Here is a 12,382-nt window from a genome sequence, read left to right as displayed (position 1 = left end):
ACGACCCACCCCCGAGGAAAGCAGCGTCGGCGGGGGCGATTATGCCGACGGCACCCTCCATTTCGTCGCGCACCGGGCGTCTAGCCTTTCGCCAGCGGGATCGCGACAAAGCGCGAAGAGCCGCCGCTCTTGACCCGCATCAGGACGCTATTCTTGTTATCGCTGCGCGCGGCTGCAATCGCCTCGCGCACATCTGCGACATTCGTCACACTCTTTCCGGCGACCTCCAGAATAACGTCGCCTTCCTTGAACCCGCGCTCGGCCGCCGCGCTCTTCGGATCGACGTCGGTAACCACGACGCCTTCCTTGCCGGCTCCGGCAACGCTGTTGGCCGGCGCAAGAGTCAAGCCGAGCCGGGGCACATCGGTTCCACGGTTCGCACCGCCCTTGTCGCTGTTGTCGGTATCCGCCTTGGCCTCGATCGTATTCGGCAACTGGCCGAGGCTGAGGTTGACCACCTTGTCCTGGCCCTTGTGCAGCACATTGAGCTTGACCGCGGTTCCCGGCGAAAGACCACCGATGGTGCGGGCGAGTTCACGGGCGTCCTTGACGGATTCGCCGTTGACTGCCGTGATCACGTCGCCGGATTCAATGCCGGCCTTGGCCGCTGGACCGTTGGCCTGCGGTTCCGCAACCAGCGCACCTTCCGCTTTCTTCATACCGAGACTGTCGGCGATGTCGGGCGTGACCGGCTGAATCTGCACGCCGATCCAGCCGCGGCTCACCGAGCCCTTGTCCTTGAGTTGGGCGACCACGCTCTTCACCGTGGAGGACGGGATCGAGAACGCAATGCCGACGCTGCCGCCCGATGGCGAATAGATCGCGGTGTTGACGCCCATGACTTCGCCTTCAGTGTTGAAGGCCGGGCCGCCCGAGTTGCCCTTGTTCACGGGCGCGTCGATCTGGATGAAATCGTCATAAGGACCGTTGCCGATGTCGCGGCCGCTGGCCGACACGATACCTGCGGTCACGGTGCCGCCGAGCCCAAAGGGATTGCCGACCGCGAGCACCCAATCGCCGATGCGGGGCTTGCCATCGGACAATTTGGCGAACGGGAAATTCGAACCGCCCTCGACCTTGATTAGGGCGAGGTCGGTGCGCGCATCGGTTCCGATGACCTTCGCGGTGAAGGTCTTGCCGTCGTCGGTCGTGACCTCGACCTTGTCGGCGCCGTCGACCACGTGGTTGTTGGTGACGGCGAAACCGTCAGCCGAGATGAAGAAGCCCGAGCCTTGTCCGGTCACCATGCCGCGGCCGCGCGGGATGGCGCGCAGCCCCGGCGGCAGATCGCCCCCGCCGAACCGACGGAAGAAGCGCTCCATCGGAGAGCCCGGCTGGAACGGCGACGAATCGTCGTTGTCGCCATTATCGTTTTTCGCAACCTTCTCGTTGATATTGACCTTGACCGAGATCACAGACGGTTTCACCCGCTCGACGATATCGGCAAAGCCGATCGGCTGGGCGACCTTGCGGACCTCGTTGTTGACCTGCGCGTGCGCACTGGTGCTGAAGAGGTCGACGGGGCCGCCCGAGGGGCCGAAGCCGTAGACCGCCACGCCAAGACCGGCGACCACCGAGGCCATCAGCGCCAATTTGCGCGCAGACAACAGGGAACGGCGCGGTGCCCGGTAAGACGGAAGCGTGGAAAGATCGGTGGGACGATCGGTCATAAAAACTTCTCCAGAGCCTGAATCGGAATGGTGCGGGGCGTATACCTGCAGGCCCCAAACATGGGGATTTACGCCTTACGACGCGCTGGCGAGGGAATTAAACTTTGGTAATGAACAGCCGATCGAATGCGGCGGATTATCGCAGGCTGACCGGTATGTTCTCAGCTTGCTTTCACGTTGCGGATGAAGTCGTCGACTTCCCGCTTCAAGGTTGTCGCCTGCTGCGACAGGTCAGCGGCGGCCGCGAGCGCCTCGCCCGCCATTTTCCCGGTTTGCGCCGAGCTCGCCGTGATCTGGCCGATATGGTTGGAGACCTCCAACGTGCCCCGGGCGGCGTCCAGGACGCTTCGGGAAATATCCTGCGTCGAGTTCCGCTGCCGATCGGTATCGACCTCGATACCGGACATGATCTCATTGATCTCGGCGAGCGTGGCGGAGATGGCGTCGATGGCGCTGCACGTCTCCGCGGTGATGCCCTGGATGTTGCCAACCTGGGCAGAGATCTCTTCGGTAGCCTTGCTGGTCTGGTGCGCGAGATTCTTCACCTCGGAAGCCACAACCGCAAACCCCTTGCCGGCTTCCCCTGCCCGCGCCGCCTCGATGGTGGCGTTCAGCGCAAGCAGATTGGTCTGCGAGGCAATCGCCTGCACGAGTTGCACGACAGTGCCGATCTTCTCCGCCGCTTCCGACAGCGTGTGGATGGTATCGCGGCTCTTCTCAGCCTCGGCGGCCGCGCCCTCGGCGCGCTGGCTTGCATCAGAGACGCGGCGGCTGATCGTACCGATGGAGGTGGTCATCTCCTCGGTCGATCGGGCCACCACCTGCACGCTCGTGCTGGCTTGCTCCGCGGCCATTGCTACAGAATTGGCTTTGCCGGTGGTTTCGTTCGCCACCTGCGACAGCGTCTCGGCGTTGCTTTTGAGATGCACCGCTGATGACGCGACGCTGGCGACGACGCTCGCGACGAGGTCGTTGAACTCGTGGATGCGACCGTCAAGATACCGGGACCGGTCGCTCTGGCGGCGCGCTTCCTCGAGCTTCTGCTCGGTCAAACGCAAGCGCTCGATCCCGTTGGTCTTGAAGACTTGAAGCGCACCGGCGAGCAGCCCGATCTCGTTGGAGCCGCCCAATCCCGGAATCGGCGTGTCGAATTTCTGATCGGCGACCTCGCGCATCGCATGCACGATCGCCGCAAGCGGCCGCATAATACCGTTACGAACTGCGAAATAGGCCGTCAGACAAACGACCGCGGCGAAAATCGCGATCACAAGACAAGCGGTGAGAAAATAGGAGAATGCCGCCTGCGCGTCCTGGTAGATGTGCTGCGCGTGGTCGCGGCCCGGCCCGCTCAGCGCAGCGAACTCTGGGGCCAGCGAGGTGATCTCATTGTTGAGATAGAGCACGGCGACAAAGCCGGTGCCACCGCCGATCGCAAGCAGGAACAGAAGGGAGGCAACGACAGCGCCAACCAGAAAACGAATCGTCAATTTGCTGTCGGAGAACATGAGCGCACTTGGTTGACGTGAAACATGCCGGCAAATTTTCAGACAAAGGTCAAAATTGCATGAAGCTAGCGACGCGCAATGTCCGCATACGGCCTGCCATTGCCTCCGTACAAATACGTAGGCAGTGCTTCGGCTGCGAATAACTCTCAACTGGTGGCAGCAGGAGACGTCAGGATTTTTCCGGCGGCGCGTCAGCAGACATGAGGGCTGCAAGCTTTTCTTCTTCTTCGGCCGAGAGCGCCGCAGGCGCCTCGGGTACGCTTTTCGCTCTCCGGCGGCTGTTGGCCCATAACGCCGTAGCACCTGCCGCGAGCGCAAGCGGCGTCAGAAACCAGAGCAGCCAAGTGTGCGAGTTGAGTCGTGGCTTCAAAAGGACGAACTCACCATAACGCGCCACCAGGAAGTCCATCACCTGCGCGTCGCTATCGCCGGCAGCGATCCGTTCGCGAACGAGGAGCCGCAGGTCGCGGGCCAGCGGCGCCTCCGAATCGTCGATCGACTGGTTCTGACAGACCATGCAGCGCAATTCGCGCGACAAGTCCCGCGCCCGCGCCTCCTTTGCCGCATCTGACATGATCTCGTCCGGCAGCACGGCTTGAGCTGCCGTCGCCATCGTCATCAGCATCATCAATGCGAACAAAGCGCGCTTCAAAGGGTCACTCCGCCGCCTGCAACCCGCGCATGGACTTTGCCGGCTTCGGCGCTCCCACCCGCAGGCGACGATCCGACAGCGACAGCACGCCGCCAAAGGCCATCAGCACCGGTCCGAACCAGATCAGGAGCACGAGGGGCTTGTGGTAGATCCGCACGGCAACGGCGCCGTCGGGGCTGACATCGCCAAGGGAAATGTAGAGCTGGCTCGCGCCGCGCGAGAGCAGCGCCGCTTCCGTCGTCGTAGCACCGCGCGTGGTGAAGTTGCGCTTCGAGGGCGTCATGGTGGCGATCGGCTGCCCGCCGAGCAGCACGTTGAATTTAGCGGCCGTCTCGCGGTAGTTCGGGCCCTGAAGCGGCGTCAAGCTGTCGAGCCTCAGCTCGTAGCCTGCGATGTTGGTGACATCGCCGGCTCTCATTGTTCTGATATTCTCGCTGTTCCACGTCGTCTCGCACACGATGCCGATCAGCGCGACGCCGATGCCGGCATGGGCGAACATCGTGCCCCAGGCCGAGCGCGGCAGTCCGCGGGCGCGCTGAAACGCGACGCCAGGCGGCAGCCGGAACAGTCCGATGCGTTCGACGATATCGATCACGGCGCCGACGATGACAAAAGCCCCCAGGCCGATCGCCAGCGGCGCGAATGTGCTGCCGCCTTGAGTCCAGGCCCAAACCAGTGCGAGCACGAAGAATGCGGCGATGCCGGCGGCCATCAGGCGCTGGGCGGCGCCGAGCAGATCGCCGCGCTTCCAGGCCAGCAACGGTCCAAAGGGAAGCGCGACCAGCAACGGAACAAATAGCGGCCCAAAGGTAAGATTAAAGAACGGCGCGCCGACCGAAATCTTCTCACCCGTCATGACCTCCAGCGCCAACGGATAAAGCGTTCCGACAAAAACCGTCGCGCAGGATGTCGTGAGCAGCAGGTTATTGAGCACGAGTGCTCCTTCCCGCGAGATCGGCGCAAACAGGCCGCCCTGCTTGAGCGAGGAAGCGCGCAAGGCGTAAAGCGACAAACTGCCGCCGATGAAGACGCACAGGATCAACAGAATAAAGACGCCGCGCCGGGGATCGTTGGCGAAGGCATGCACCGAAGTCAGCACCCCCGAGCGCACCAGGAAGGTACCGAGCAGGGACAGCGAGAAGGTCAGGATCGACAGCAGGATGGTCCAGACCTTGAGCGCGTTCCGCTTCTCCATCACGACCAGAGAATGCAACAGTGCGGTGCCGGCGAGCCACGGCATCAGCGAGGCATTCTCGACCGGGTCCCAGAACCACCAACCGCCCCAGCCCAGTTCGTAGTAGGCCCAGTAAGACCCCATTGCGATGCCGGTGGTGAGGAATATCCAGGCAATCAGCGTCCACGGCCGCACCCAGCGCGCCCAGGCGGCGTCGATCCGGCCCTCGATCAGCGCCGCAATCGCAAAGGAAAACGAAATCGAGAAGCCGACATAGCCGAGATAAAGCATCGGCGGATGTACGGCGAGACCGATGTCCTGCAGGATCGGATTGAGATCCTGGCCTTCGATCGGCGGATCAGCGATCCGCAGGAAAGGATTGGAGGTCGTCAGAATGAAGAGATAGAAGGCGCTGGCGATCCAGGCCTGCACCGCCAGCACGTGCGCCCGCAGCGTTATCGGCAGGTTGTTGCCGAAGATCGAAACCAGGCCGCCGAACAACGCCAGGATCGACACCCAGAGCAGCATCGAGCCTTCGTGGTTTCCCCACACGCCGGTAATCTTGTAGATCAGCGGCTTCATCGAATGCGAATTTTCAAACACGTTGAGGACGGAAAAATCCGAGGCGACGTGGAGCGTGACCAGCGCCGCAAAGGACGCCGCGACGAACATCAACTGCGCCACCGCCGTCGAGCGCGCGACGTTCATCAGCGAATATTCACGCCAGCGGGCGCCCAGGATCGGCACCGTCGACTGAATCAGCGCAAGGCCAAAAGCAAGCACCAGCGCGTAATGTCCGCTTTCGGCAATCACCGCACCGCTCCCTGCTCGCGTTGTGTGGTATTGGCCGCAGCACTGTCATCCGCCCGCTTGCCGGTTTTCGCTTTTGCTTCGTATTCGTCTTTCCAATGTCCCTGTTTCTTCAGGGCGTCGGCGACATCCTTGGGCATGTAGTTCTCGTCGTGCTTGGCGAGAACGGTATCAGCCTTGAAGACGCCCGAGGCATCGAGCGCACCTTCGGCGACCACACCCTGCCCCTCGCGGAAAAGGTCGGGCAGAATTCCCTGATACGATACCGGCAATTTGGAACTGCCATCGGCCACTTCGAAACTGACCTTCAGATTGTCGCCGCGCACGAGCGATCCGGGCTGCACGAGGCCGCCGAGCCTGAAGCGCTTGCCCGGCTGAATATGCTTTTCAGCCACCATCTGCGGCGTCGAAAAGAATACGATCGAATCGCGCATCGCGTTGAGCACCAGCGCGGCGGCGACCGCGAGCACGGCAAGCGAGCCGCCGATAATGGTCAGACGCCGTTGCTTGCGTGTCATTGACTGCCTCTTTTGCGCCACCGCGCCATTTCGCCCATCGCCGTCATCCAGCGCCCCTCATCCATCGAGGCCCAGATTCTTCAGACCATCATTCAGTTCGCGCAGCCGCTCGGGATCTTTTGCGACCGCCTGCCGGGCGTCCGATGAGGCTGCCTTGGCCTTGTCGGCATCGCCCAGAACCATATAGGCCTTGACCAGGCGCAACCATCCCTCGACGTCGTCGCCATTCTGGCGCAGGCGCGTGGCCAGCCGCTCGACCATGCTGCGGATCATGGCGCTGCGATCGGTCTCGCTCATGTCTTTCGCGGCAGCCATCGCCTCGTTCGACAACGCCGGAGCCGGCGCGCCGCCGACCCGAACCAATGCAGCCTGCACCAGGGAACGCCAGGGTGCGTTCGGCGGCGCCTTTTCCAGCATGCCGCGCCAGATCGAGGCCGCCTCTGCGGCGCGGCCGTCCTGTTCGGCGGCCAGCCCCAGGAAATAACTCGCTTTCACTTCGCTGGCGTCCAGCGCCAGCGCCCGCTCGAATTCGGTCTTGGCTTCGGCGGTGACAACCCCGCCGGCCGCACCCACCAACGCCTCGCCGAGATCGGCGCGGCGCGCGGCGTTTTCGCCGTTGTAGGTGATCGAGTTCCGGAACGCGCGGATCGCATCATCGATACGTCCCACTCTTGCGAGCACCGGCGCAAGGATGCCCCAGCCGCGGCCATCGGTCGGATTTGCGGCAAGGTGCTGCTCGACCTGTGCGATCATGTTCTCAAGCGATTGCGTGCCTTCAGGCGAACGGCTTCGCTGCGCCAACGGAAAATCGGGCAAATCAGGCGAACCCAGCGGGTAGTAGAGCCCGACTGCAACAAGCGGCAATCCGGCAAGGGCAACAACGGCCGCGAAACGGCGCAGTCGGACATTCGAACCCGCGGTGACCTCGCGCTCGCTATCGGCGGCGGCGAGCAGCCTGCGGCCGATCTCGACGCGCGCGGCAGCCGCTTCGGGCGGATTGATGAGGCCCGCAGCCGCATCGCGGTCGAGTTCGCTGAGCTGGTCGCGGTAGACGGTTGTTTCGCTGCCGTCCCGTTGCGGCTGGCCAGCCCGGCCAAGCGGCCAGAGCACGGCAAAAACCGCCGCGGCCGTCATCAGCGCGAACACGAACCACAATGTCATCAAGCAAGTTCCGGTGAAGCGGCGCAAAACCAGTGTGGGCACCCGTTCGGCCGCTTTACACCACAGCCGATGGGTGCGGGCAATTGACAAATATCAATTTGACGGGATGAAGGTAAGATGCTGAAATTTCTGTTGAAATAATCGACCTAAACTTGGCCTCGAGACCGGCAAAATGACCGGTCCGAACCCCGCCGGATCAAGCTGTGCGCGAGGATTTGCGCTCGCCGGTCATGGCGTTTTCGGCCGCCCTGCTCATCAGCGAGGCGTAGTCGGCGCCAAACAGCACATCGCAGAACCGAATGGCGGCGGTCACCTGAGCCTGACGGTAGGTGCGCGCCTTGCCCTCGCTGCCACGGAGCGACTGCACCAGCGCCTCGGTCGACTGCTCGACATAGTGCTGCAGGTCCGAATATGTCCGCATCGTCACTTCGTTGATCGCGAGTTCGCCGGCATAGGTGCGGCACACCGCGACGAACTCGATCAGGGCGGCGGTCTCTTCGACATCGCCGGAGTTGATCGCCGGCGCGGCAGCGATGTCCTTTTCGGCGCGTTGGCGCAGCAGCCGCCTGACGCGGCCGGGTACGCTGTCGATTTCCGACTGCAGAGCGCTGGATATGTCGGCGCGGATCGAAGCCAGCTGCCTGCCCCAGGCTGAATCCTGGCGCAGATCGAGTTCGGTCCGCAACCCGCGAACGCCGTCGTGCAGGGTTTTCAGGTGTTCGGAGACTTCGGCGAAACGACCGCGCTTGATGTCGACGCGCAATGTTGCCGCGAGGCGCGACAGGTCATACAAGGCAATGGAGACCGCCATGCCGTAGGGCGTCGAAGCCACCCGCATTTCATCATCGGAGGCCGCCATGCGGATTGCCAGACGAATGATCTGCCATGGCGCCGCAAGCCGCTGCGCAATCAGCGACAGGGCGAACGGCAGCAATTGCGGCGTCTGCAACGAGGGCACATTGAGCGCTGCGACCGCCGCCTCGATCTGCGAGTCGTTGAAAGCCCGCATATAGCTGGGAAGCCGACTGTTGAGCGTATCGACCGCCTCCCGCGCCCGCAAAAGGCTGGCAATCGAGGGCAGGTCCTCAATCACGGCCGGCGGCCCAATGCGCGACAGCGCACGGCGGTCGTCGTTGCCCGGCGCTGTGACGGCGAGCAGCGCTTCGGCGGCAGCGAGCTGAAGCTTTCGCGCGGCGGCTTCGATCTGCGGCGAGGTGCCGTTCTCCGGACCCGCGGCAAGAGCCGCTTCGAGTTCGCGTGCAAGGTCCGGCGACCCTTCGCGCGCGAGCCACTGCCACACCGGTACCAGCGAGGTACGCCGAAGCTGGCCCTGGCGCACCGACCCATTGCCCTCGACCAGGAATGGTTCCAGCGGATGGAACAACACCCGCGTCGGATTGTCGGTGCGCGGCCTCGCCTCATCGTCGGCGCCGCGTACAATCCTGCGCAACTGCTCCAGCACGAAATTGGCGACGGCAATTTCCTCGCCCCGCTCGACCGCACGCTCGAACTCCCGCATCAGCAGCGCCTGCGACTGCGGCGACAGCTTGGCGAGATAGTCCCTCAGCCGTTCGGTGGATGTCTGGCTCATGCGCCCGGAATGCAGCTTTACGGCGCGGCATCAATACGCCCGCCGGGGCATAGTACGAGCCCGCGTGTTAAGAAGTCGTTTAGGATGTCAAACGTAGAGGGTGGTTCGCGGCATAAAATCTACTGAAGGTTGCATAGTGCTAGGCTGCCGGCAACCGAAGCTCCGCCCGCAAGCCTCCGATTGGCGCGTGGCCGAGGGTCAGGCTGCCGCCATAGAGGCCCGCAAGATCGGTTACGATCGACAAGCCAAGCCCGGAGCCCGGCTTGGATTCGTCGAGCCGCTGGCCGCGGCGGGACACCTGGGCCCGCTCTTTCTCCGAAAGACCGCGCCCATCGTCATCGACCATGATACGCAGCATGGGCGCGGCACCGGCCTGCTTGGGCTCCTCAAGCAGAACCTCGATGAAGACGCGAGAGGCCGCCCACTTGCAGGCATTATCGACCAGGTTGCCGACCATCTCCTCAAGATCCTGGCGCTCGCCACGAAATTTCGCTTTCGCGCCAGCGGAGACTTCGATGACGACGCCGCGGTCGCGATGAATTTTTTCCATGGTCCGGCGCAAAGCGTCCACGACCGGTTCGACTTCCGTGACGGTGCCGACGATGGTGACACGTGCGGCGATCCGCGCCCGCTCCAGATGGTGAGCGACCTGGTCGCGCATCACGTCCGCTTGTTCGAGAACCTTGGAAGCAAACGGATCGGACGAATGCGATGTGGCCTCGTTGACGATCACTGACAGCGGCGTCTTGATCGCATGAGCGAGGTTGCCGACATGGGTGCGGGCGCGTTCGACGATTTCCCGGTTGGCGTCGATCAAGGCATTGGTTTCGCGCGCCAGCGGCGCGATCTCGACGGGAAACTCGCCCTCCAGCCTTTCGGCACGTCCGGACCTGATATCTGCGATGGCGTCGGAAATCCGTTTGAGCGGCGCCAGTCCGAAACGCACCTGGAAAATCGTGGTCAGAACCAGCACGATCGAAAGCGCGAGAAACGTGCCGCCGAGATAGTAGTCGAAGTTGCGCGTCTCGTCGAAAATCTCCGAAGCATCGCCGGCAACATCGACAAGGAACTTGCCGTCGGCGCCAAGATCGACCGGACGCTCCACCATCCGCAAGGTCTGCCCCTCCGGCCCCTCGACATAGCCGATGCGAATGCCTGCGGCGCTCAGCTCGCTGCCATGGTCCTCCAGTTTCGGCAGCTTCTTGTCCCACAGCGAGCGGGACGCCCGCGCATCGTCCTTTTCGGTGTCGGTGCGCGTGATCTGCCAGTACCAGCCCGACAGCGGCAGTTCGAACAGCGGCTCGCCCAGTGACTGGAATTGACGGTCCGGCGGCTCGTCCGGCGTCGCCACTTCGGCGACCAGGGTTCGCAGATAAAGATTGAGGCGGCGATCAAACGCACGTTCGGTAGCGTCACGGTAGACCGACGACAGGATGACGCCGGTGATCAGCAGAATCACCACCACCCATGCGGTCGCGGACAGAAACAACCGGGTCGCAAGCGAGCTGCGGCGCATCAGGGCATCATCCCGAACGATTTGCGGCCGTGTCTATACCCGCTCAAAGAGCCGAATGACAGGCGGCCAATGCCGCAACAGAGCACATCAGGAGATGTCCGATCAACGGCCTGCCGCGGGCGGCGTCAGCAGATAGCCGAGCCCGCGAACCGTCTGGATGATGTCGACATCGAGCTTCTTGCGGATACGGCCCACGAACACCTCGATCGTGTTCGAGTCGCGGTCGAAATCCTGATCGTAGAGATGCTCGACCAGTTCGGTGCGCGACACCACACGTCCGGTGTGATGCATCAGGTAGGCAAGCAATCGATATTCGTGCGAGGTCATTTTGATCGGGTTGCCGGACACGCTGACGCGGCCGGTGCGGGTATCGAGCGACACCGGACCGCAGGTCAGCTCCGATTGCGCGTGACCGGTCGAACGGCGCAGCAACGCACGAATGCGCGCCAGGACTTCCTCGAGGTGAAAAGGCTTGGCGACATAGTCGTCGGCGCCGGCATCAAATCCCTGGACCTTGTCGCTCCATCGGTCGCGCGCCGTCAGGATGAGGACCGGCATCGAACGTCCGTTGCGGCGCCAGGCCTCCAGCACCGAGATGCCATCCATCTTGGGCAGGCCGATGTCCAGCACGACCGCGTCATAAGGTTCGCTGTCGCCGAGGAAATGCCCCTCCTCGCCATCGAAGGCGCGATCGACCACGTAGCCGGCGTCCGTCAGCGCCGTGGTGAGTTGGCGGTTGAGATCCGGATCATCCTCGACGACAAGTAAGCGCACGTGGGTCTCCAAATATCGTTGTAATCTAAGACGCAAGATGAGCGCGGCCGTCGTGAACGGGTTATGAACGGCGGACATCCGCAAGATTACTTTTTCTTCACAACGGCTTTCAACGGGTTTGCCGGGGAATCCGTGAGGGCCCCTCAATCGTTAACCCGCTGCGGGGACGCCCTTGACGATGATCAAATCGACCGGGCCGCCCGGCCGGTCATCGTCGAACACACCGATCGTCAATCGCCCCGTCCGCCAGGCAAGCGTATCGAGATTGGTTCGGCCTTGATAAAGCAGCGGGCCGTCGGGATGATTGTCGTGGCCGTGAACGACGTGCAGCTTGCCGAAGCCTTCGGAATATCCTTTCGGATATCGCTTCCACAGCAGCGTCTCTTCGCTCTGGCGCTCCAGCGGTGTCGCGGGATCAACGCCTGCGTGCACGTACAGACGATGGCGGTCGACATGAAACAGCCGCAGCCGATCGAGCCAATCAGTGTCTGCCGGCGGCACGTTGGCCGGATCGCCGCCGTAGGATGCGAGCACGGCATCGCCACCTTTCGCCAACCAGTCATCCATATTCGAGCCGTTCCGTAACGCGCCGACCATCATCGCATCGTGGTTGCCCTTCAGCGCGATCAGTTCGAGTCCGTCCAGGCCCGATCGCAGCCGCTCGATCACGCCCTTGCTTGCCGGCCCCTTGTCGACGTAATCGCCGATCGTGACGACGGTGTCCCTGCGATTGGCGGACCGGGCGGCAATTTCAGCAAGACCGCTGTCCAGCAGATCCAGCCGGCCATGGATATCCGGGATGACGAAGGTGCTGCTCATGGCTGATACCGCGTCCGCTCTCGCTCTTCACATGAACGTAATGCGCATGCCGGTCAAAAGGACACAAAGCGGTGAACCGCCGGCAGATACGAGGTCCCGCCCCCCTGGCGTTTACCAAACTGCCGCCAGCCGCAAGAAACTCAAGGCCTGCGGACAAAGTAACTCTGCGCCGAAAGGAGCGCTTCAAACAGG

At 63.0% G+C, this 12,382-nt stretch carries 10 protein-coding genes; all 10 read right to left on the bottom strand.

Going from position 1 to position 12,382, the window contains the following annotated elements; all coding sequences use genetic code 11:
- Window positions 1–80 precede the first annotated feature (80 nt).
- The 10 genes from VFL62_RS15210 to VFL62_RS15165 all read right to left on the bottom strand — a co-directional run bounded on the left by VFL62_RS15210 (window position 81) and on the right by VFL62_RS15165 (window position 12,190).
- Window positions 81–1,670 (bottom strand): Do family serine endopeptidase, encoded by a 1,590-nt coding sequence (locus VFL62_RS15210; protein WP_325173206.1) that lies wholly within the window; start codon window positions 1,668–1,670, stop codon window positions 81–83.
- Window positions 1,671–1,831: 161 nt separating this feature from the next.
- A complete protein-coding gene (locus VFL62_RS15205) occupies window positions 1,832–3,175 on the bottom strand; it encodes a methyl-accepting chemotaxis protein (protein ID WP_325173205.1) in 1,344 nt (447 codons plus the stop codon).
- A gap of 169 nt (window positions 3,176–3,344) precedes the next feature.
- Window positions 3,345–3,827 (bottom strand): cytochrome c-type biogenesis protein, encoded by a 483-nt coding sequence (locus VFL62_RS15200; RefSeq protein ID WP_325173204.1) that lies wholly within the window; start codon window positions 3,825–3,827, stop codon window positions 3,345–3,347.
- A gap of 4 nt (window positions 3,828–3,831) precedes the next feature.
- Window positions 3,832–5,814 (bottom strand): heme lyase CcmF/NrfE family subunit, encoded by a 1,983-nt coding sequence (locus VFL62_RS15195; protein WP_325173203.1) that lies wholly within the window; start codon window positions 5,812–5,814, stop codon window positions 3,832–3,834.
- Window positions 5,811–6,329 (bottom strand): cytochrome c maturation protein CcmE, encoded by a 519-nt coding sequence (gene ccmE, locus VFL62_RS15190; RefSeq protein WP_325173202.1) that lies wholly within the window; start codon window positions 6,327–6,329, stop codon window positions 5,811–5,813. Before ccmE ends, VFL62_RS15195 begins: the two co-directional genes overlap by 4 nt.
- 57 nt (window positions 6,330–6,386) lie before the next feature.
- Window positions 6,387–7,490: a c-type cytochrome biogenesis protein CcmI gene (gene ccmI, locus VFL62_RS15185; RefSeq protein ID WP_325173201.1), complete on the bottom strand. Its 1,104-nt coding sequence runs from the start codon at window positions 7,488–7,490 to the stop codon at window positions 6,387–6,389.
- Between the two features lie 196 nt (window positions 7,491–7,686).
- Entirely contained in the window at window positions 7,687–9,081 is a 1,395-nt protein-coding gene (locus VFL62_RS15180; protein ID WP_325173200.1) for a hypothetical protein, read from the bottom strand.
- A 139-nt stretch (window positions 9,082–9,220) separates the two neighbouring features.
- A complete protein-coding gene (locus VFL62_RS15175; RefSeq protein ID WP_325173199.1) occupies window positions 9,221–10,597 on the bottom strand; it encodes a sensor histidine kinase in 1,377 nt (458 codons plus the stop codon).
- 102 nt (window positions 10,598–10,699) lie between these two features.
- Window positions 10,700–11,371 carry a response regulator transcription factor gene (locus VFL62_RS15170; protein WP_325173198.1) on the bottom strand — a complete coding sequence of 224 codons (672 nt, stop codon included), beginning with the start codon at window positions 11,369–11,371 and terminating at the stop codon, window positions 10,700–10,702.
- A 150-nt stretch (window positions 11,372–11,521) separates the two neighbouring features.
- Window positions 11,522–12,190 (bottom strand): metallophosphoesterase, encoded by a 669-nt coding sequence (locus VFL62_RS15165; RefSeq protein WP_325173197.1) that lies wholly within the window; start codon window positions 12,188–12,190, stop codon window positions 11,522–11,524.
- Window positions 12,191–12,382 lie beyond the last annotated feature (192 nt).

It is taken from the genome of Bradyrhizobium sp. (assembly GCF_035701725.1).
Lineage (GTDB): Bacteria > Pseudomonadota > Alphaproteobacteria > Rhizobiales > Xanthobacteraceae > Bradyrhizobium.
This window is presented reverse-complemented; position numbering and strand designations above follow the sequence as displayed.

Bases quoted from the DNA above. Each gene is read 5' to 3' on its own strand.
- VFL62_RS15210 (WP_325173206.1), bottom strand. From the start codon at position 1,670: ATGACCGATCGTCCCACCGATCTTTCCACGCTTCCGTCTTACCGGGCA.
- VFL62_RS15205 (WP_325173205.1), bottom strand. From the start codon at position 3,175: ATGTTCTCCGACAGCAAATTGACGATTCGTTTTCTGGTTGGCGCTGTC.
- ccmE (WP_325173202.1), bottom strand. From the start codon at position 6,329: ATGACACGCAAGCAACGGCGTCTGACCATTATCGGCGGCTCGCTTGCC.
- ccmI (WP_325173201.1), bottom strand. From the start codon at position 7,490: ATGACATTGTGGTTCGTGTTCGCGCTGATGACGGCCGCGGCGGTTTTT.
- VFL62_RS15180 (WP_325173200.1), bottom strand. From the start codon at position 9,081: ATGAGCCAGACATCCACCGAACGGCTGAGGGACTATCTCGCCAAGCTG.
- VFL62_RS15175 (WP_325173199.1), bottom strand. From the start codon at position 10,597: ATGCGCCGCAGCTCGCTTGCGACCCGGTTGTTTCTGTCCGCGACCGCA.
- VFL62_RS15165 (WP_325173197.1), bottom strand. From the start codon at position 12,190: ATGAGCAGCACCTTCGTCATCCCGGATATCCATGGCCGGCTGGATCTG.